This window comes from Streptomyces sp. NPDC052101 (assembly GCF_040680235.1).
In the GTDB taxonomy this organism is placed as follows: Bacteria; Actinomycetota; Actinomycetes; order Streptomycetales; family Streptomycetaceae; genus Streptomyces.
In genome coordinates this window covers 17,338-37,370 of sequence record NZ_JBFAWH010000051.1, presented here as the reverse complement: position 1 = coordinate 37,370, position 20,033 = coordinate 17,338, and the positions used below count along the sequence as shown (strand labels likewise).

Here is a 20,033-nt window from a genome sequence, read left to right as displayed (position 1 = left end):
CCATGAACGCCTTCGACCTGGCCTTTGATGGCCGCCTCACCGCAGGCCAACTCTAGCCACATCAAGCCCAGTTACACCGCTCGCTTTACAGACCCCGTTCTCACGCTCGCACCGTCACGAGGCCGCCGTGGACCAGCGACGAAGCGAGGTTAGAAAAGCCTCAGTGTCTCTTCGATCATGTGACTCGTTGGTTGGATCATGTTGAGCAGGGGGGACCTGACTGACGACGACTGGGCGGTGCTGGAGCCATTGCTGACGGTGAGCAACAACCGGCGTGGCCGGTGGCGGGACCACCGGGAGGTGATCAACGGGATCATTCACCGGCTTGGCACCAGCTGCCAGTGGCGTGAGCTGCCTGAGCGTTTCGGTCCGTGGAAGACGGTACACAAGCGGCACCTGCTGTGGTCGGCCGACGGCACCTGGGAGCAGTTGCTCCAGCAGGTCCAGGCCGTCTCCGACGCTGCGGGCGACATCGACTGGGACGTCAACGTCGACTCGACCTCCGTCAGGGCCCACCGCTGGCGTTGGTTGTCACTCCGGGCCAACGGGCCGACTGCACCCAGTTCGAGCCGGTGGTGGAGAAGATCCGCGTGCCCCGCACGGGACTTGGCCGACCGCGCCGCACCCCGGACAGTGTCAGTGTTCTCCGCCTCGTCGGCGCCGCCGTCGTCATTGCCCTTGGTCGCGGTCAGGGCGGACAGTCCGTGGCCCGCGTGTACCGCCTTGATGTGCTGCCGGCCGATCGCGGCCTGGTGACGCGCCTGCCAAGGGCGCGGTGTGGCGTTGCTCGACGCCGCGAACGACTGGGTGCTTACCAGTCCGAACGCGGCCGCTACGACGGTGCAGGTTTTGAACCGTCGCTGGTGCTTCGGGGGCAACAAGCCCTCTCCTCCCTGCACCGGGCATATGGGGGTGCCCCGGCGCAGAGGGGGTCTTGACGTGACCACAACAGCCACACAAGGGGCTCACAGGAAAAATGGCACGCTGTTTACCTTGCGGCTCACCTGAATCCGAAGTTGCGCTCGACGCAGCCCCTTTGGGGCGGGACTTCGATCAACGGACGAGCCGGTGCGGCCGGGGTGCCAGGGATTCCGTCGCGCGCGCTGTGTCCGTGCCCGCAGCAGAGGGTCCATAGTCCCTACCGGCGGGGAGCAGCCCGCTGTAGGCGTCCGTGGAGTCCTGTGGCGCGTCGGCATTGGTCTCGACGAACAGCGGCCGTACGGCGAGAGGGCCGTCCGTGGCGAGGCCCTGGTAGTCGCCGAGGAAGTGGCCTCCGGCGTAGGGAGCCTGGAGCCAGTCGAAGACGCGGGAGATGCGGCGCTCGGCAGGACGGCTTTCCGCACCGTGGGGGAAGGTGACGAGCCATGCGGCGGTGGGCAGGGTCGTGGTGTTCCCGGCGGTGAGGTAGCGCAGGTCGTAGTAGGTGATCGCGACCGTGCCGTGGGCGTCCACGCTGATCGAGGGCGTGAAGGCCGGGGCGGTGGCGACAGAGTTGACCCGCTTCGAAGCGGACCAGGTCCGGCCGCCGTCGGTGGAATGGACCAGTTCCACGGAGTTGTAGGCGCCACCGCTGAAGTCCGAGCCCTCATAGGCGACGTACAGCTCACCGGTGCGCGGATCGATGGCGACGTTCGGCAGGTCGCCGCCCGCCCGCAGGGACTTGGTCGCGTCGGTGGGGGCGTTGGGGTCGACTTCGGGTGCGGCCGTGTCCTTGGCGATGGTGACCGGCTTGCTCCAGGTGCGGCCCTGGTCGGTCGACTTGACGACGGCGAAGTGCAGGTCGGTGGGGGTGAAGGTGCCGGTCGTGTAGTTGATGTCGTAGGTCTGCCAGTCGAAGACGTCGTAGAGGGTGTCGGTGCGCGGGTCGACGACGATGACGTTGCCGATGGTCTGCGAGTGCGGGACGACGGAGGTGTCCACGAACGGGCGGGCCGTGGACCAGTGTCGCCCGCCGTCGCGGGTGACGGAGATGTAGGAAGGTCCGTCGTAGACCTTGGCGGGGTCGTCCTCGTCGATGCGGTCCCAGACTTGGTAGGCGACGCCGGAGTGGATGGGATCGGCGGTGACGGAGTTCTTGTCGTTGCTGAACTGGGCCTGCGTGTCGTCGATCAGAGGCGTCGTGTGGGTCCAGGTGCGCCCGCCGTCGTACGACGTCGAGGCGGCCACGCCGTTGCGGGCGTCGGTGGCGTCGAACACCAGGCCGCTGGCGTAGACGGTGCCGTCGGGGCCGGTGCTCACCCAGCCGTCTGAGGCCCGCTGGTAGGTCAGCCCGCCCGGCGCGCAGTGCGAGAACGGCAGCGGGGTCTCGGTGAAGTGGCGTCCGTCGTGCGTGTACGTGGCGGTCAGGCCCCGGGCGCCGCCGTTGGACCAGCGGTCCTGCTGGAAGATCCCGACGGCGTCGCGCGGATTGCGCGGGTTGGTGGTGACGTACGGTTCGTCCTCGGCGGACGAGTAGTTGGTGCCGGTCCCGTCGGCGCTGATGTCGCAGGCGGCATAAGGGTCACCGGGTGAGACCAGGTGGACTGGCTGACTGCCATTCGAGGCTGCGGAACTGCCTGCAGTGGCGACGAGCAGAAACGCAGCAGCCGTGGCCACGAGAGACGCTCTTGTACGTGTGCGCATGGCGATTCCCCCAACTCCGCGAAGGCGGTTCGTCCTGGGCTGTGCTGGCGCAGGTAAGGCCCCGGGGTCGCCGGGACGTGCGTCGCCCGGCGAGCCTAGCTCTGCGTCGTGTGGACGGAGTTGGAGGAAGCGGTCAAGGACACGTCAATAATCGTTGGTCGGTGTTGGTCAGCGGTTGGCTTGTCGGGAGCGCCCGAGGGCGGGCAGGGCGGCAGCCAGGGTGAGGGAAACGGCGCCCGACGCCAGAAGCGGGACCTGCCCGTCGGTGCCCCAGGCAAGTCCGGCCCACAGGCCGGCGAGGACGATGGCGGCGCCGGTGGCGCCTTGGAACAGGCCCTGCGCGGTGCCTTGTTGGTGGTCGGGGACGAGGGTGGAGATCCAGGCTTTGCCGACGCCGTCGGTGCAGGCGTTGAAGCCGCCGTACAACGGCAGCACGACGAATACAGCCCAGGGGGCGTGGATCAGGCCAAGGCCGAGGTAGCCGATGGCGAAGAAGAGCAGTCCGGCGGCGAACACGAGAGGGCGGGGCAGCCGGTCGGAGAGGGCTCCGGCGGGGTAGGACAGGGCGGCGTAGGCCAGGTTGTAGACCGCGTACGCGCCGACCACGCCGGCGGTGGTCAGGCCGAGGGCGTGGGCGCGTAGCAGGAGCAGTGCGTCGGGGAAGTTGACCAGGCTGAACGCGGTCAGCACCGCCAGCACCCGCCAGTACGAGCGAGGCAGCGCGCACCATGGCACACGGGCGGCCGGCTCGCGGCCGGTGCCCGCGCTCGTGGTGTGCCGGGGGTCGCGGACGGCAGCGACCAGGGCCACCGAGGCGATGGCGGGGATGACGGCGATCCAGAACAGCGGGCGCAGGCGGTGGTCCAGCCCTTCGTACAGGGCCAGACCGATGAGCGGGCCGACGACGGCTCCGGCAGTGTCGGCGGCCCGGTGCAGCCCGAAGACCTTGCCGCGCTGCCCGTTGGGGATGCCGCCTACGAGGAGGGCGTCGCGGGGTGCGCCGCGCAGGCCCTTGCCGAGCCGGTCGATCACCCGGGCGAGAAGGACCAGTGGCCAGATGGTGGCGAGTGCGATGAGCAGCTTGCCGAGGGCTGCGAGGCCGTAGCCGGTGCCGATGAGAGGGCGGCGGGTGAAGCGGTCCGCCAGTCGTCCGGCGGCGACCTTGGTGATGGAGGCAGCGCCCTCCGCGATTCCCTCGATCGCGCCCACGGCCGAGGGCGGAGCGCCCAGCACCGTGGTGAGGAAGATCGGCAGGATCGGGTAGAGCAGTTCGCTGGCGGCGTCCTGGAGGAAGGAGACCCCGCACAGTACTTTGACGTTGTGGGTCAGCCACGCCGGGCCGCGCCCGTCGGCCTGCGGCGGTGCGGTGTCAGGTTCGGTCACGGGTGCAGTACTTCCAGACCGGCCAGCACTTCTCCTACATCAACGCGGCCGTCCCGCTCGCCGACGGCGGCGAACTCAACGTGGCCTACGGGATCGTCGGGCTGGAGCTGGGCCTGGCCGTCGCCGTCTCCATCTGGGTCCAGCGCAAGCTGAGCTACCGCCGCTGGCACCTGGTCCACTACCTGGCCTACCCCGCCTTCGCCCTCTCCCTATTGCACACCGTCATGGTCTCCGCCGAGGTCCAGGCCCTGGGCATGCTCGGCATCGCCGTCCTGGGCTGCGCCGCCGCCCCCACCCTGCTCTTCGTCCTGCGGCTGCTGCCCGCCACCACCGCAGTCGCCACCCGCATCTCCCCGCTGGAGGTGTGAGCCGATGTCCGGAACGCACGCCGCACACTTCCAGACCGCCGTGAATCCGTTCGGTCCCTCCGTCACCGTCCCCGCCCAAACCGCCGCCACACCCGCGATGGACGCTCGGCCGGTGCGGGTGTCCGTGGACAACAACCACTGCGAGCTGTACGCGATCTGCCAGCAGGAAGCCCCCGAGGTCTTCGACCTCAGCGCAGACGGCCGCCTGCGCTACGACGCCACCCCCGACGCCGCCCAGAGCCTGGCGGTGCGTCAGGCCGCCCGCTGCTGCCCGATGCAGGCCATCACCCTCACCCAGGAGGCCCAGCGATGAGCGCGGCCATGGACCGGATCGCCGTGGTCGGTACCGGACTTGCGGGCCTGTCCGCCGCCGAGCGGCTGCGCGAACTGGGCTGGCGCGGCGAGATCGCCATGATCGGTGAGGAGCCGCACCGCCCCTACAACCGCACCCCGCTCTCCAAGCAGCTGCTCACCGGCGACCGCCAGCCCCCCGACCTGGCCCTGGCCACCTACACGGAGCTGGACGCCACCTGGCGGCTGGGTACCCGCGCCCTCGACCTCGATGTCGACCAACGAGAGCTGCTCCTGCCAGGGGGCGAGCGGCTGCCGTTCGACGGGTTGATCATCGCCTCCGGCGTCGAACCCCGGCACCTGCCCGGCGCGCCACTGCACTCGGACCGGGTATGGATGCTGCGCACCCTGGCCGACGCCCGCAACGTCGACGCCGCCCTCGCCCAGGCCCGCCATGTGGCGGTGATCGGCGGCGGGTTCATCGGCTGCGAGATCGCCTGCTCCGCCCGCACCCGTGCCCTGGACGTAACGCTCATCGACGTCAGTCCCACCCTCCTGCACCGGGCCCTGGGCCCCGCGCTGGGTGCGGTGGTCGGTGACCTGCACCGCGACCACGGCGTCCGCCTCCACCTCGGTGTTGGTGTCTCGGGCTGGTCGGAGGACAAGCGCGGAGTGACCGTGCTGCTGGATGACGGCGAGCAGGTCCGCGCGGACGCTGCCGTGGTCGGCGTGGGCACGGTGCCGCGCATCGACTGGCTGTGGCACACCGGCCTCGATCTCACCGACGGCGTGCTGTGCGGCCCCACCACCCACGTCATGGGTTCCGACGGGTACGCGATCGACGGCATCGTCGCCGCCGGCGACGTGGCCCGCTGGCCCAATCTGCGCTTCGACGACGTCCCGCGCCGGGTGGAGCACTGGATCAACGCCATCGAGATGGGCCGCCACGCAGCCGACGCCCTCCTCCAAGGCCCCCAGGCCGCAACGCCGTTCACCCCGGTGCCGCGCTTCTGGTCCCACCAGCACGGGGTGCGCATCCAGTCCGTCGGCATGCCCGGCCTGGGCACCGACATGACCATCCTCGACGGGGACCCGGCCAAGCGCCGCACGGTGGTCGGCTACACCCGGCCCGGACCAGACGGTGCACCGATACTCGTGGGCGCGGTCGCGCTCGACTCCCCGCGCACCCTGCTCGGCTACCGCGACCTGATCGGCTACCCCGTGACCGGCCGTCGACCGGCCGCTGCTTGACGGCCATGCCCGCGATGCCACACCCCGCAAGCCGCCCCTGGCACCCTATCCCCCGGGGGGGTGCCGGCGGCCCTGCCGGACCGCTCGACCGCCTGTTGACCGACTCCGGGCTCGGCGTCGTCGGCGCCGCTGTCCTCATCGGTGCGGTGCGCACGGTCTTCGGCTTCGCCTTCGATACCACCGCCACCCTGCTCGCCTTCACCGCGATCACCAGCACTGCGGCGGCGGTCGGCGAACTCACCCGCTGCTCCACCACCCCCGAGCGGCTCCGCCGCGCACACGCCAGCCAAATGGGGTTTCACTGCGGTCCTGGCGGCGGCCGACGCCGGCGCCGACCCGAGCGATGAGCCAAGCCACCGGCCCCCGTCAGCCAGCCGGTGGCACCCACCACATCGCTTGCTCTCTCGACAACAGAACGCCCATCGGTGGTCACTCGTACTGTGTCCGCGGGCGCCTGCTCGTTCAGGATCCGCGCCTTACGGGCACTGCTCTTCAGCTCGTGCTCCAGCTCCGAGCCGAGTTCCCGACCTGTCAGCCGCTCATGGGCGGTGGCATCGGAGGCGGTGTGGGGTCGAATCCTTGCCGGGTGGTGCTCGACGCTGCCGCGTGGCGCTGTTTCGCCTGGTCAGCGCCACGCGGCTGCGTGCTCCGTCCGGCTCATTACGGGCTGTGCCGGACAGTCCGCTCACGCATGAGGCCCGCGTTCTGCAGGGCAAACATGCAGCTGGAAGCCAGGGTTTCGGATGTGCTGCCTGGCCGGTGGCTCCCGGCCTTATGCGTGCTGAATGCGTTCTTGCGAGAGGTCTTCCGGAGGGGCGGCCGTCGGCCCCGGCGGTCTGCAGGTGTAAGCCGTCTCTCCGAGGTTATGTGCCCTGGACGTGCCCCGTCGGTCGCTCTGCCCAGACCGTCTTTCCCTCCGCGTGGTAGCGGACACCCCACAGCTCAGCGAGGCTCGCGACGATGAACAGTCCGCGCCCCGACTCGTCGACTGTGCGCGCATGTTTCACCAGCGGAGCGCTCATCGCCCCGTCGCTCACTTCGCAGGTCAGCATCCGGTCGAAGATCAGTCGCAACTGGAGTGGAGCGGCGCCGTAGCGGATGGCGTTGCCGACGAGTTCGCTGACGATGAGTTCGGTGGTGAACGCCGTCTCCTCGTCGACGCCCCATATATCCAGCTGGCGTCGGGTCTCCCTGCGGGCGATCGGCGCCGCGGTGAGATCATGCGGCAGGGGCCGGCTGAGGACCTGGCTGGAGGGGAGGACGCTGGTGCGTGCGAGCAGCATCAGACTCTCGTCCGTCCGGCCGCCGCCCTTGAGGGCGTACGCGATCGTGTCGCACAGGTCCGGGAGTCGCTTGTCGATGCCGCGGTCCAGCAGCGGGCGCAGGGGGCCGGTTGGCGAGAGGACCTCGTCTGCCAGCACGGACGTGCCCATGGCGAGAGTACTTCCCTCCGGGAGATCGACCGTCGTCGCGGGGAAGGGTTCCTCAGCTGCTGTGCCGAGAGGCGGTCCCGCCGGTATGGACAGGGTCACCGAAGATCCGTCCGGGAAGACGGCGACCGGTTGTGGGAACCCGGCGCTGACGATGGTGCAGTTGCGGTCGACCGGGTCGTAGACGGCGATGCCGCAGGTGGCGGTGAGCGGCTCGTCGTGCAGGGGGTCGCCGGGAGGCGGTGCGGCGCGCTCGGCTGCGAGACGGACAGCGGTGCTGCTCAGTCGGGCCAGCAGCTCGTCCGGCGGCAGATTCAGCGCGGCGAGCGCATGGATGGCCGTGCGCAGTTGCCCCATGGTGGTGGCCGCCGCGATACCGTGCCCGCTGATATCGCCGGCCACCAGGGCCGTCCTCGCGCCCGGCAGCGCGATCACGTCGAACCACGAGCCTCCGCCCTGCGGGCCGGGAAGGTGCAGGGGGGAGATCTCCACAGTGGTCGGTGTCTGGGGATGCTGAGGGAGGAGCCGCCGGTGAACGGTCGCGGCGATCGTCCGCTCACGGGCGTACCGGCGGGCGTTGTCGATGCACAGCGCGGTGTGCGCGCAGACGTCGGACGCCAGCGCGAGGTCTTCTTCTGTGAAGGGATCCTCATCCTGGTGGCCGTAGAAGCTGGCCACGCCGAGCACCTCACCCCGCAGAGTCAGTGGAGCGACGATCAAGGAGTGCGCACCGGATCGACGGATCTCCTCGCCGCGGACCGGATCCGCTGAGAGCCACAGGCTGCCCTCCTCCACAGGAACCAGGCGCGGTCGCAGATCCGACAGCACACGAGAGAACGGTGTTCCGAACGGCAAGGGACGCACGTCGCCGACCGGACAGTCCGAGGCGTGACCCCGGAAGGCGGCTCGGCGCAGCGGCAGATCACCGTCGACGGGCGCCAGCGGAGGCGTCTCTCCGCGGACCACGTCCTCGACCACCTCCACGACGGCGCTGCCCGAGAAGGCGGGGACCACCGCCTCCACGAACTCGTCGCAGACTGCGACGACGTCCAGGTGCCGTCCCACTCGCGCACGAACGCTGTCCAGGGCAGCCAGTCGTTGACGGCTGACCTCGCGCTCCGTGACGTCGATCGCGGACACCACGAGACCGAGTACCTCGCCGTCCCTGTTCTCCAGCCGGACGAAGGAGAGAGCGTAGATGCGTTTACGCAGGCCGGGCGCCTGGGCTCCACGGAACAGCCGATTCAACGCCGGCTCTCCGTCCCTGAGGACGCCGCGTGCCACAGCCTCCGCCGCACCGGGCTCCTCGAACACGAACGCTTCCGTCAGATGCTGACCGATCACGTGTTCCGGTGGGGTGTCCAGCAGCCGTCGCGTCGCCGTGTTGATACGGACCACTCGCAGGCGTTGGTCGAGTACGGCCAGGCTCACCGGAGACTGCGTGAACATCGCCCTGAGGATCGCCAGATCCGCAGCCGTGGTCGGCTCGGCCGACAGCCTGAGCACCTCCCAGACCACCGACGCCCCCCGAAGGACCGGTTGGACCACCACGCGAGGCCGGCTCGACAGCTGCTCCTTGTGCCAGGCGTCGGCAGTGGCCATTTCGCCCATGAGCGCGGCCACGGGCCGACCGACGGTTTCCGTGGCGGACCGTCCGAAGATCTCTTCGGCGGGACGGCGCCACTCGATGATGCGGCCCGCCCCATCGATGAGCATGACGGCGTCATCGTCGGCCATTTGTTCGCACCTCTGTCTCCGCTGCCGCAGGGGCCTTTCGCCGGCTGCTGAGGAACGTGGCGATCGGCAGGGCTGCTGCCAGGCCGCTGAGCAGGATGGCGGCGAGCGCTCCGAGGATGGCGGGCTGGTCGTTGAAGGCGATGCCGATCGCGGCCAGTGCGGGACCGGCGTTGCGCACCGATGTGACGCCCCCCATGGTGGTGCGTCGCACGGCCGGGCCCGTGGCCAGCAGCGTCCCCACGGCGAAGGCGACGGCCGAGAGCAGGAACCCGGCGAGGAGGGCGAGGGAGCCGAGCAGCGCGACGACGCCCTGCCAGTTGCCCAGCAGCATGCCCGCGAGCACGATCAGGAACGTGACGTTGGAGACCCTCGCGGCCGGGGGATGCCATGACCGCGCTGTGGGCTCGGCGTAGCGGCGTATCAGCAGGCCGATGGCGAACGGTACGAGTTGCAGCAGGGCCACGGTCCGCACCAGCGCTCCGACGTCGAGGGAGACGTTGGTGCCCACGTCGGCGGCGGTCAGCAGGCCGTTGACGGTGGGGGCGAAGGTGATGCTGCCCACGGAGGCGAGTAGCACCTGCATCGCCGCCCCGCCGACGACGTCACCGCTCTGCACCATGGCGAGTTTCGCCCCGAAGGGCCCGCCCGGGGAGGCGGCGACCAGGATGAGCGCGATGAAGGAGGCGGAGGGCAAGCCGAACAGCGCACCGATGCCCCAGCCGAGCAGCGGGACGACCACCAGGTTGGAGATCAGCGCCAGCGCCAGGAGCGGGACGTCGGCGAAGACACCGCGCAGCGCCGTGACCGTGGCGCCCAGGCCGGCGGCGAGCATGGTGGCCGCAATGAAGATGACGGTGACGGCGTTGAGCGCCAGGTGCAGGGTCTCCATCAGGCTTCCCCACCGTCAGCCGCGCAGTTCGGCGAGCCAGCGCAGGGCGGTCAGGCTCGGCAGGAAGCAGTACTCGCCTCCTCGGGTGACGACGAACCGCGGCAGTGCTGCGAGGCGCCGGCGCAGCGGACGCCGGGGAATGGTGAAGTCGGCGGAGCCGTCGTGGGACCCGGTGACCGGATCCTTGGCGTTGTTCGCGCCGAAGAAGACGCCGTCGTTCATCCACTGCGACTGGACGAACTCGAACTGCCGTCCCAGATGCGCGCCGATGAACGCGAACATCAGGCCGCGGTCGGCTCCGTCGTCCTCCAGTACTCCCTCGGACAGCGGGGGACCGTAGACGGCGCCGCGCCGGATCATGCGGTGCAGTCGTACCTCTCCTGCCACCGCGCCGTCTCGGGGGTTGGCCCGGCGGATGTGGCAGCCGCCGGGCGTCTTGAACCCTGCCGGATCGTCGCTCTCGTACAGGAAGGTGTTACGGCGGTGCGGGTCGGCGCCGAGCGCGGGGTCATCGTGGTGCGGGGCCAGCGCCAGAGGGGCTCCGCTGCGCCAGCGCCCCATGATCTTAGCGGCGATCAGTTCCTCGTCCTGGGGACCGGTGGAGTTGTCCTTCAGGTACCGCCGGAACTCGGCGACCTTCTGGTGGAGTTTGCGGAAGACCGCGTAACTGCCGTTGTGCCCCAGGACGTCGGGCTGGGGGGTCTGGGTGCCGCCGAGCTCGTCCCGGTAGCCGAGGACGAACTCACCGGCTTTCAGCGGCACTTCCAGTCGGTTGGATCCCGGTATGCCGCTGCCTTCGACGGCCGGATGGCTGACTCCGTCGCGATAGCCGAAGTGCTCGGTCTCGGTGGGCAGCGCGTAGCAGTCCTGCCGCCATATCGCCGTTACGCCGGAGAGCCGGTCGTAGGCGGGGCGGGCCCGGTCGACGGCCGCCTCCAGCTGTGCGGCATCGGGCGCGACCGCCGTGAGGACCACGTGCAGATGGTGGCTGCCCAGCGGTGCCTCCCAGTGTTCCGGGCTGCTCTCGCCCACATCGCCCAGGGCTTTGGCGCGGGCTGCCATGCCCTGCCGGAATTCCCAGGAGAACGTGTCCAGCGAGTCGCGCGGCACTCCCAGCGCTTCCAGGCCGCGGCAGGTGACGGCCACGCTCACCCAGGTCTCGCCCAGGGGGCTGACCGAGTCCGCCGCGGAGGTCACCGCCGTGCTCGCCCGCCGCATCAACTCCCGGCCGTCTCCACGGTCATCGATGCGGAAGGCGAGATAGGTCGCCGCGTAGGGCGTCGGCCGGGGGCTAAGAACCCCGCGCTGGATGTCGTCGAGTTCCAACGAGACGTCCGTGTGCGTGCTCACCGCTCACCTCCGCGCCGGTCCTACTTGGTGACGACGTTCCTCCAGAAGTTCCGCAGGCTTTCGTCCCCGCCGAACAAGGAGCTGAAAATGGTCGAGTCCGCCAGCAGCAGATCGGCCGCGCGGTCACCGCCGGGAGGCATCCACAGGAACATGTTGAACTCCGTGTTTCCGGCCTCGGTGAACGGATGCGGCCTGGACATGTCGATCGGCTGCCTGGCCAGCACGCGGATGGCGTCCGGGTCGTCGGTCGTCACGTCGTAGTGCGGCAGGTGCATGTGGAAGTTGAAGTTCGTCACCCCGTCGAGCCAGCCCTTCAGGTCCAGGTCCCGGACTGTGGACAGCGGGGCGATCTGGTTGCCCTCGCGGGTCGCCGGCCGCAGCCCGTACCGGTTCATGACCGGCACTCTGAGGCCCTTCATCAAGTCCCTGACGTAGGTGGCGAATCGCTGCTGGCGGGGTACCAGGGGATCGCCGTGGTGGCGGTATTCCATCTCCCGGACCTTCAGGTCGTCCGAGGCGCCGACATCGTGGTGCGGGCCCAGGACGAGGCAGGCGTCCTCCCGGCCGAGGAACGCCCGCAGGGCGTCGACCTCCCCGGGCTGGGCCTCCTGCTTGGTGACCGCGTGGTCCAGCCCGAACACGAACAACACGTCCGTGTCGCCGAGCACTCGCTCGTCGAGCGGGGTGAAGAAACCCGCCTGGTCGATGCGCTGGTACACCGGGACGGGATGCCCCGTGACCTCCTCGACACAGTCCTGGAACGGCACCCAGGCCCAGAAGAACAGCTCCAGCGACCCGGCGATGCCCTGCTGGAACCGGTACGGGTCCGACCACTTCGGGTCCTCGTACGCGGGCCAGGCCACCCGCCTGACCTCGGTCATCGTGGAGAAGCGGTTGTCCAGCTCGGCCGCGTTGCGACCGGCCTCGGCCGGATAGCTCCACGAGACGTAGATGCTCACCCGCCGCCCGCCAGGGGTGTACTCCCGCGGAATGTGCCGCTGGTTGTACGTGCGCGCGGTCCTGACCTCGCTCATTTCGTCCAGCCTCATTGCATGTGGCTTATCGCGTCCGGCTCATTGCATGTGGCTCACTGCATCTGGTCGAGCATCTCCGAAAGGGCGCTCTTGATCCGCAGAGCCTTCTTGATCTCGTCCGCCGTCACGTACGGATACTCTCCGTACTCGATGAAGCTCGGGCACTGGTGTTCCCGGACGTATTTGACGAACCCCTCGGGGTTCGTCCGCCAGTCCTCGGGAAACCCTTCGAGATTCTCGAAAACGGTGCTCGCGCCGACCTTCGTGAAGAGCGCGACGGCGTCCTCGGTGTACTTGTCGAAGTCGGTGTCGAAGATCCCCTGATACATGAAACGCGTGTCGTCGTCGAAGAGAACCCAGCGAAGGTAGTGCAGCTTCAACGGCGCCAGAAGGTACGGATCTTCCTCCAACGCGTTGACCAGCGTGTGACCGTGCGCACGTACCGCCTCGGCCCGGCCCGGCTTGATCGGCGCGATGATGGTGAACCCGTAGCATGCCGGGGTCCTGGGGTAAATCGGTCCGTACTTCCCCTGCTCAAGATGGTCGGTGTCCTTGGGAATGGCGACCATCTGCGGCTTGATCTCCATATCCGCTCCTCACACGATCCAGAGGCTGGGACCAACCTCCAGCTTGGCATGGGACCGCTGGGCGCGCCCTCTGGGCGGGAGGGGCTTGCGGGCTGAATCAGGCCCCCTTTACCCATGCCCAGGCCGTGAGTCGCCACTCTCCGTCTACCTTGCGAAGCGCCACCGTGAAGACCGAGCCGGTCTGGGTGACCTGCTTTCCCCGCAGGTCGAATGTCATGGTCGCGGGAACAGCGACATAGGCATGATCGCCGGTGATATCGACATGCCGTGGTTCACCGAGGGTGATGTTGTAGCCCGAGGCCCCCAGGTGCGCACCCTCGGTAAGCACGTCCCTCCACCAGTCTTCGCCGGCTGTTGGTCCCTGCCACACGTGCGGTGCCATTCCGTCAAGAATCTGCATCGGGTCAGCGCATGTCGCTGCCATCGCCTTCGCGTCACCGCGGTTGAAGGCATCGACGTATTCGACTACCGCCGCCATGGGGTCGTTCGACACCACAGGTCTCCCTTTCTCGCGTGCTCGGAGCGTTCTTCTCATGGAACCCTTTCCCAGCCTCGCTGGGAGACGGCCTGCCGGTCTAGGCTGCCGAAGCTTCGTCACATGGGGGCCTCCACTGGCGTGGCATGCTGACCAGCGAGTTCCAGGGCGGTCAGTGATGGATGGTCGTCTTGGCGACAACGATGATGAGGCCGAGCGCCAGGTTCACCAGACCGGAGACCACGACCAGTCGGCGAGAGGCTCCGGCGCGCACGGCGGCAACGGTCGACCACGCGACCTGCTCGAACAGGGCGACCCCCAGTGCGAACCATGCCGTTCCGGCAAGGCCCAGCCTCAGCAGGGGACTGATCGCCACTGCAACGGCTGGGGGAACGGCGGCCTGGACCATCGGCCACTCGTGCCGGGCCACATGGCGCACCTCGCTCCAGCTCAGGAGCTGCCCGTGCGCCCGCTCCCCGGCCAAACGAGCGTAGACATGCGCGGCCCAGAACACGATGCCGGTGACGAGGAGGAACAGTACGAGTCCGAGGCGGGGGAACGGACCGAACGCTCCGGCCCCAGCTATGACGGACGCGGCCAGGAGCGCACCGTAGATCGCACCTGCGTAGTCGGTCCGCGGCGGGTCCGGACTGTGCTCTGCGGTGCCGCCGCCCGGGGATGGGACGCTGGGCACATCTCCAGGATTGCCGGGACCACCACACAGTGCACGACGAAGGCCATGGGCTGAGTCCCTGGCACGTCATGAGCGCAGCCAGAGGCGAAGGGATGCGACGGCCACAGTGCCGTGAAAGACATGAAAGCTACGCTCGGTAGTTCTCACTCGTGGCGTTTTCCGGTGACCTGGATGTGCCCCCGCAGGACACATCCAGGTCAGTGGCCCTACGCGGAAGCGGCATCGTCGTTGCGGGCTGCTGCCCGCAGAACAGCCCTCCGGTTGTGGCCTACCCGTACGCCCAAGCTCGCCCGGTCTGCCGGTACTCCTCCACGGGGATCGGGGCGACGCCAGGCCGCATCCGGGCTGTGTAGAGCAGGCCGTCGAGGTGGTCGATTTCGTGGTGGATGAGGCGGGCGAGGCCGCGTTCGTACACGGTGGTGGTGCCGCCGGTCACGGTGGTGGCCTGCACCGTGATCTTCAGCGGTCGGGGGACGAGGCCGCGAACGTCGAAGAAGCTGAGGCAGCCCTCGTACTGCTCATCCGTCTCCTCGGAGCGGTCGGTGATCCGGGGGTTGAGCAGGACAACGGCGGGGGCGTCGTCGGGCGGCAGGACGACGGCGGCGGCGCGGGCGATGCCGATCTGAGGGGCGGCGATGCCCATGCCTTTGGCGAAGGGGTGGACCTGGCCGATACGCTCGATGGCGGCGAACAGCTCGTCCACGACGTGTTCGGCCGTGTCGCGCTCGGCAGGCAGGTCGAAGGCACGGGCCGGTTCGGCGAGGATGCCGGCGCCGTGCTGGACGACACCGAGGTCTCGCATGCGCTGGCTGGACGGCACGTCAATCACCTGAACTCCCTTGATCCGGTTCGGGTTCGGGCCGTGCCCGGAACCGCCATTCCAGACGGTACCGAGCGTGCAAGGCGGGTGTGGTCGTGATCCACGTGAAGTGCCGCAGTCCGGCCTCGTCACTGCGGACGGGCGGGGTACGGAGCGGGGAGGCTTCGGCGGCCATGGAGGTCTCGGTTCCCCACACGACGGGGTCGAGGTCGGCGGGGAAGACGAGCTGCACTTCGAGTTGTTCGGTAGGCAGGCGGACAGCTCGCTGAAACCAGTTGCCCCACTTGTCGTCGCTCACGGTGTAGGTGTATTCGATCCACACGGATTCGCCGGGATAGAGCGGGAAACGGCCGTGTTCATTGTCGAACAGCAACCAGACTTCCTTGAAGGCGTCACGGTCGTGCTTGGCCTGCCAGCGCATGTTCTCGCCCCGGCAGGTGGCGGTGAGGGCGAGTTCCTCCCAGGTCAGCGGGTCGGCCCGGTAGTGGGCGTTGGACCGCTCCGGGGCGCCGGGGTAGCGGTCGACGGAGATGCGGATCAAGTAGCGGGTCACCGGTTCGGTGCCGGTGTTCCGCAGCAGGCGGCGCATGGTGAGGCGGTAGTTGCGGCCGTCGTACTTCAGGCAGGCGGCGTCGTGTTCGACGATGAGGGCGGAGCCGGTGGCGTACGGCTGCTCGGGCATGCGCGGGGCTGGCGGGGCCACGGGCGGGCGTTTGACCCGCGTCTCGCGGGCTTTCGCCTGTTCGTGTCGCACCAGCGCCGCCAGATCGCCTTGCCCGCGTTCAGGGCCTCTCTTGCAGGTTGTGCCACACGGGCCGACGGGGATGATGGCGTGGTGGATGCGGGGGTGGTCCTCGAGCCAGGTCCGCGTGGACACGCTGTTATGACTGGACAGGTTGTCGGTGACGATCCAGATGTCCCCGTCCGGGTTGGCGTTCTCGAGCAGCTGCAGGAACTGCTGGTGGAAGACGCTGTTGCGGGAGGACGCGGTCATCGTGACTGCCTGGCCGTCGCAGGGCCGCAGACCTCCGTAGACCCAGGTCTTCTCCGGCCCGCGGGTGTAGTCGAGTTCGGCTTTGATCCGGTGCCCGTCCGGTGACCATGCAGGTGCGGGCGGGAAGGTCCGCGGGATCACTGGCCCCGGCTCGTCGGCGCAGATCACCGTCGCACCCTCGGGCGGATGGGTGTAGAGACCGATGATCCGGGTCCTTTTGGGGCGAAGTGCGGGTCCTTCGATCGCGTCCAGGACCGGGTGCGGCGCCAGCGCACACCCTCGGCGACCATGACGCACCGGACCCGCCTCCACAGCCGGGCTGCCCTTTCAGAGCCTGTGCGGAGTCGTGATCACGGGCTGGGGACTGAAGTCCTTCGGTGCGGGGCCAGTTAGGGTCTGTGCCATGTCTGCTGTCACTGAGCCCGCGCCTGCTCATACCTTGCGCCCCGCGACCCGTGCCGACCTGCCTGCGGTATTGGCTCTGCTCGCTGATGAGGAGCAGGTGGTAGATCCGGCGGCGGTTGTGGTGACGGAGGCGTATGAGCGCGCCTTCGTGGCGATCGACACGGACCCGCGCAACGAAATGCTGGTCCTGGTGGACGGCGACGGCACGGTGGTGGGGTGCTTGCAGGCGACGTACATCCCGGGACTTGGCAAGGGCGGCGCCGAGCGCGCCCTGGTCGAGGCAGTGCGGATCCGCGCGGACCGGCGTGGGGACGGGCTCGGCCGGACCTTGATGGCGCACGCGATCACGAGGGCACGCTCGCGCGGCTGTGCGCTGGTGCAGCTCACCAGTAACAAGCAGCGTGAGGACGCACACCGCTTCTATGCCGCACTGGGCTTCGCACGCAGCCACGAAGGGTTCAAGCTCGCGCTTTAGGGGCGGTCGCCTGTCGTCATGCGGGTCGGAGGCTGCGGAGCCAGATGATCGCGCCGCGGAGGTGGAGTGCTGCGAGGTAGCTCTCGGGGGTCTTGTCCTGGCCCAGCCCGACACGGTGACACCGGGGCTGGCCCACGAACTGCGGATCGGCGACCGGCGGGTGGCCCTCGACGCGCTCCCCGATGTCGCGGTCAGCCGGTCGTTCAGCGAGTTCGACGCCGACGCCCCGCGCGAGCACCACATCCGCGAGCTGGACAGCTTCGATTTCGTGGTGCGGGTGCCGACCGGCGAGCTTCACGGGGCGGACCCCGCGACCCTGACGTTCAGCCTCGTCTGCGTGACGGGGCACCGCGGTGGTGCGTCAGGCCTGGCTCGCCTTGAGGACGATCCCGAACTGGGCGTCACGCCGATGGCCACCCTCGCCGACGTGTCCGCAGCCGACCTGCCCACCTCGCTGCGGCGAATCCTCGAGTCCGACTGAGCGGCCCTCGAGTGTTGGACGACTCTCCGTATGAGTATGAGTACGAAGGCGGGGGTCGGCGTCACTCGCGATGAGCATGATCCGTGATCTTGCTGGCAAGCTCGACAAACCTGGTTCCACAGAATTCTGACGACCAACGCTCTGCCGCAGCTGGGGGAGTGGTTCATCAGCCAGGGTGTGAGTCGCCGAGCAGCGGTCGCTGGAGGAGGCCGGATTCGACTGAGGGGCGCCGTGCGCTCAGCGCGTTGGAGCGCTGGGAGCTGACGCCCCCAGCTCCTGTACGCCAGGTGTCAGCACGGCGTCGGTGGCGGTGCCCAACGTCGGCACCGCGACGAGCACCAGCACCAGCCGTACCCCACCGGCCACGACCCACGGCGCCGCCAGCCCCCATTGGTGCGCCACCAGGCCGCCGGTCAGCGAGCCCAGCGGCCCGACGCCGAAGGAGATCGTCTTGGCCGCGCCGCCGACGCGTCCGAGCAGCTCGGTGGGCACGCAGACCTGCCGCAGTGTGAACGAGACGACGTTCCAGAGCGAGAGCGCGAAGCCGCTCACCGCGAGGAGCGCGCCCACCAGGATGGTGTTTCGGGCCAGCAGCCCCACGGTGAGGAACACCAGCGGCGCGAGCAGCGGGAGGAGCCGTACGGTGGTGCGCAGCCCCAACGTGCTGACCACGCGACGGCTGAGCAGGCTGCCGACCACGCCGCCGATCGCCATCCCGCTGACGAGCAGCCCGTAGCCGGCCTTGTCGAGGTGCAGCTTCTGCTGGGCGAACAGCACCATCGTGGACAGGGCCATGAAGGTGGTGAAGTTCGCGAGCGCGGCCAGGCCGACCAGCGTCCGGATCAGCTGGTTGCCGCGCAGCCAGCGCAGCCCGGTGAGCAGGTCGGCGCGCATGGACGGCCGGATCGCCCGTGGACGGAACTGCGCCCGGGGCCGGATCCGTGCGATCAGCGCCAGCGACGCGAGGAAGGTGAGCGCGTCCACCCAGAACGGCAGGGACGCGGACACTGCGAACAGCGCCGCCCCGGCTGGCGGGCCGAGTGACTCCTCGGTTATGAAGGTGCTGGCCTGCTGGCGGCTGTTGGCCGCGACGAGGTGCTCCTTTGCGACCACGGCCGGTAGGACCGCCTCACTCGCCGCGCGGAACACCGTCTCCGCCGAGCTGAGGGAGAAGGCGAGTGCGCAGAGCATCCAGATGGTTGCCATGTGCGTCGCAGCAAGCAGGGCCAGCACTGGCACGATGAGCAACTGCACGCTCTGCGCCGCCAGGATGAGGCGGCGCCGGTCCAGGCGGTCCGCGAGCGCTCCTGCGGGCAGGGACAGGAACAGCCACGGCAGCCCGGCGAAGGTGGCCACGAGAGCAACCTTCCGCGGGTCGCTGGACAGCGAGGCGGCCAGCAGCGGCATGGCCGCGACGAACATGCCGTCGCCCAGCATCGAGACCGCGCCCGCCGTCCACAGCCGGGTGAAGTCGGTGCCGAACTTCACCGCGCACCCCCTGACTGGGCGGGTGCCTTTGCCAGGACCGTGAGGGACAGCAGCGACTGGACTTCCTCGATCCGGCGGCACACGGCGGCGAAGTCCGGTCCGGATACCGTCACCTCAGCGACGCCCTGGCCGACCGAGAGGGCCTGTTTCAAGACGTCGCCGACCTTCTTCAGCGCGGTGAACTTGACGATCCAGTCCCGCTCGGGCATCGACTCGAACGACACCACCTCGCCCAGCGCCGGCGGGTAGAACACCGCGGTACCGGTGTGCCGACGCTGGGCCGGCTGGCGCTCGTGCAGCTCCGGAAGAGACCGGCCGAGCTGCGGGAGTGCCGTCATCAGGTGCAAATCGATGCCGAACCGGTGCTGGAACGCCGGCACGATGCCGCCTCCGCCCGGTCGCCCCGCGACCTCGCAGAACACCGGCTGCGCGTCGCGGCCGACGAAGACTTCGAGGTGCGTGACACCGGAGAACCACGGGAGTGTCGCGAGCACCTGGCGATTGAACGCCTCGAGCATGTGGCGGTGCGGGCCGGGATCGATGACGACTGTCCGGTTCTGCCCGCCGACCGGGAACGACTCGTTGCTGTCCAGGTAGAGCGACGGGATGCCGACAAGCGGGCGGCCGTCCGCCACCAGGCTGTCGATGTGGTACATGTCGCCGTCGATGAACTCCTCGGCTTCGTAGGCGCCGTCGAAGCTGAAGCCGCCCGCGTCGAGGGCGCGCAGCTCGGCCGGGCTGCTCACCTTGTGCACGCCCACCGAGCCCATGCCGGCCCGCGGCTTGAGGATGATCCGCCCGTGCCGGGCGAGCAGGTCCGCCGCATCCATGGCCCGGTCTATCTCGCAGAACTTGGGCACGCGCACCCCGGCGGTGGCGACGTGCCGTTTCATGGCCACCTTGTCGCGCAGCGTCAACATCTGCGCGGTGGTGAAACCCGGCACGCCGAGCGTGTCGCGGAACTGTGCGGCCATCACCAGCAGCCGCTCGGACACCGCAACCACTCGGTCCACGGGCCTGCCGCGGCGCACCACCGGGAGCAGGCCGAGGACCTCCGCCTCGTCCAGGACGTTGATCGCGTGAACCGTCTCGACCTCGCCCGGACGCACCTGGTCCACCTTCCCGGGCAGTGTGACAAGCGTGACCCGGTAGCGGTCCGGGTCGAGGAAGGGCCGTCCGTCCGGGTGGCGGAACAGGTTGTAGCCGGACCGGTCCAGCAGTACCACGTGTTCGCGTTTCATTTCGATGTCTCCCTCAGC

20 protein-coding genes and 1 pseudogene are annotated in these 20,033 nt (G+C 69.1%); 7 read left to right on the top strand and 14 right to left on the bottom strand.

Features of this window, described 5'->3' with window-relative positions:
• Positions 1-198: 198 nt before the first annotated feature.
• The gene (locus AB0L75_RS40680) at positions 199-756 is read left to right on the top strand and encodes a transposase (RefSeq protein ID WP_365191319.1); all 558 of its coding nucleotides are present in this window, start codon (positions 199-201) and stop codon (positions 754-756) included.
• Between the two features lie 297 nt (positions 757-1,053).
• Here the strand turns inward: AB0L75_RS40680 and AB0L75_RS40675 are convergent, their stop codons facing one another.
• Positions 1,054-2,595: a sialidase family protein gene (locus AB0L75_RS40675; protein WP_365191318.1), complete on the bottom strand. Its 1,542-nt coding sequence runs from the start codon at positions 2,593-2,595 to the stop codon at positions 1,054-1,056.
• 195 nt (positions 2,596-2,790) lie between these two features.
• A complete protein-coding gene (locus AB0L75_RS40670; protein ID WP_365191317.1) occupies positions 2,791-4,005 on the bottom strand; it encodes an MFS transporter in 1,215 nt (404 codons plus the stop codon).
• A gap of 2 nt (positions 4,006-4,007) precedes the next feature.
• Here AB0L75_RS40670 and AB0L75_RS40665 point away from each other — a divergent pair, with 2 nt between their 5' ends.
• From AB0L75_RS40665 to AB0L75_RS40650, 4 genes are all read left to right on the top strand, one after another.
• Positions 4,008-4,373 carry a hypothetical protein gene (locus AB0L75_RS40665; RefSeq protein WP_365191316.1) on the top strand — a complete coding sequence of 122 codons (366 nt, stop codon included), beginning with the start codon at positions 4,008-4,010 and terminating at the stop codon, positions 4,371-4,373.
• 4 nt (positions 4,374-4,377) lie between these two features.
• Positions 4,378-4,686: a ferredoxin gene (locus AB0L75_RS40660; protein WP_365191315.1), complete on the top strand. Its 309-nt coding sequence runs from the start codon at positions 4,378-4,380 to the stop codon at positions 4,684-4,686.
• Entirely contained in the window at positions 4,683-5,915 is a 1,233-nt protein-coding gene (locus AB0L75_RS40655; protein WP_365191314.1) for an FAD-dependent oxidoreductase, read from the top strand. Before AB0L75_RS40660 ends, AB0L75_RS40655 begins: the two co-directional genes overlap by 4 nt.
• Positions 5,916-6,010: 95 nt before the next feature.
• Positions 6,011-6,262: a hypothetical protein gene (locus AB0L75_RS40650; protein ID WP_365191313.1), complete on the top strand. Its 252-nt coding sequence runs from the start codon at positions 6,011-6,013 to the stop codon at positions 6,260-6,262.
• Here the strand turns inward: AB0L75_RS40650 and AB0L75_RS40645 are convergent.
• The 10 genes and pseudogenes from AB0L75_RS40645 to AB0L75_RS40600 form a co-directional block, all read right to left on the bottom strand.
• Positions 6,214-6,480: pseudogene (locus AB0L75_RS40645) on the bottom strand (hypothetical protein); the annotation flags it as partial. The gene AB0L75_RS40650 and the pseudogene AB0L75_RS40645 sit on opposite strands and share 49 nt — an antisense overlap.
• Positions 6,481-6,778: 298 nt before the next feature.
• Complete coding sequence (locus AB0L75_RS40640; RefSeq protein WP_365191312.1) at positions 6,779-9,082, bottom strand: SpoIIE family protein phosphatase; 2,304 nt, start codon at positions 9,080-9,082, stop codon at positions 6,779-6,781.
• Complete coding sequence (locus AB0L75_RS40635) at positions 9,069-9,971, bottom strand: hypothetical protein (RefSeq protein ID WP_365191311.1); 903 nt, start codon at positions 9,969-9,971, stop codon at positions 9,069-9,071. The genes AB0L75_RS40640 and AB0L75_RS40635 overlap by 14 nt, the downstream gene beginning before the upstream one ends.
• A 15-nt stretch (positions 9,972-9,986) precedes the next feature.
• A complete protein-coding gene (locus tag AB0L75_RS40630) occupies positions 9,987-11,321 on the bottom strand; it encodes a Dyp-type peroxidase (protein ID WP_365191310.1) in 1,335 nt (444 codons plus the stop codon).
• Positions 11,322-11,341: 20 nt separating this feature from the next.
• Positions 11,342-12,355 carry a hypothetical protein gene (locus tag AB0L75_RS40625; RefSeq protein ID WP_365191309.1) on the bottom strand — a complete coding sequence of 338 codons (1,014 nt, stop codon included), beginning with the start codon at positions 12,353-12,355 and terminating at the stop codon, positions 11,342-11,344.
• Positions 12,356-12,408: 53 nt separating this feature from the next.
• A complete protein-coding gene (locus AB0L75_RS40620; RefSeq protein WP_365191308.1) occupies positions 12,409-12,942 on the bottom strand; it encodes a hypothetical protein in 534 nt (177 codons plus the stop codon).
• A gap of 97 nt (positions 12,943-13,039) precedes the next feature.
• Positions 13,040-13,435, bottom strand: coding sequence for a nuclear transport factor 2 family protein (locus tag AB0L75_RS40615; RefSeq protein WP_365191307.1), 396 nt, complete (start codon positions 13,433-13,435; stop codon positions 13,040-13,042).
• A 154-nt stretch (positions 13,436-13,589) separates the two neighbouring features.
• Positions 13,590-14,111, bottom strand: a complete 522-nt coding sequence (locus tag AB0L75_RS40610) for a hypothetical protein (RefSeq protein ID WP_365191306.1) — start codon at positions 14,109-14,111, stop codon at positions 13,590-13,592.
• Positions 14,112-14,379: 268 nt separating this feature from the next.
• Positions 14,380-14,940, bottom strand: coding sequence for a peptide deformylase (locus AB0L75_RS40605; protein ID WP_365191305.1), 561 nt, complete (start codon positions 14,938-14,940; stop codon positions 14,380-14,382).
• The gene (locus AB0L75_RS40600; RefSeq protein WP_365191304.1) at positions 14,933-16,222 is read right to left on the bottom strand and encodes a transposase; all 1,290 of its coding nucleotides are present in this window, start codon (positions 16,220-16,222) and stop codon (positions 14,933-14,935) included. Before AB0L75_RS40600 ends, AB0L75_RS40605 begins: the two co-directional genes overlap by 8 nt.
• A gap of 106 nt (positions 16,223-16,328) precedes the next feature.
• Here AB0L75_RS40600 and AB0L75_RS40595 point away from each other — a divergent pair, with 106 nt between their 5' ends.
• Positions 16,329-16,805: a GNAT family N-acetyltransferase gene (locus AB0L75_RS40595; RefSeq protein WP_365191303.1), complete on the top strand. Its 477-nt coding sequence runs from the start codon at positions 16,329-16,331 to the stop codon at positions 16,803-16,805.
• A gap of 115 nt (positions 16,806-16,920) precedes the next feature.
• The gene (locus AB0L75_RS40590) at positions 16,921-17,286 is read left to right on the top strand and encodes a hypothetical protein (protein ID WP_365191302.1); all 366 of its coding nucleotides are present in this window, start codon (positions 16,921-16,923) and stop codon (positions 17,284-17,286) included.
• 237 nt (positions 17,287-17,523) lie between these two features.
• Here AB0L75_RS40590 and AB0L75_RS40585 read toward each other — a convergent pair whose 3' ends face one another.
• Both AB0L75_RS40585 and AB0L75_RS40580 read right to left on the bottom strand, forming a co-directional pair.
• The gene (locus AB0L75_RS40585; protein WP_365191301.1) at positions 17,524-18,774 is read right to left on the bottom strand and encodes an MFS transporter; all 1,251 of its coding nucleotides are present in this window, start codon (positions 18,772-18,774) and stop codon (positions 17,524-17,526) included.
• Positions 18,771-20,015 carry a hypothetical protein gene (locus tag AB0L75_RS40580; protein WP_365191300.1) on the bottom strand — a complete coding sequence of 415 codons (1,245 nt, stop codon included), beginning with the start codon at positions 20,013-20,015 and terminating at the stop codon, positions 18,771-18,773. Before AB0L75_RS40580 ends, AB0L75_RS40585 begins: the two co-directional genes overlap by 4 nt.
• Positions 20,016-20,033: the final 18 nt, after the last annotated feature.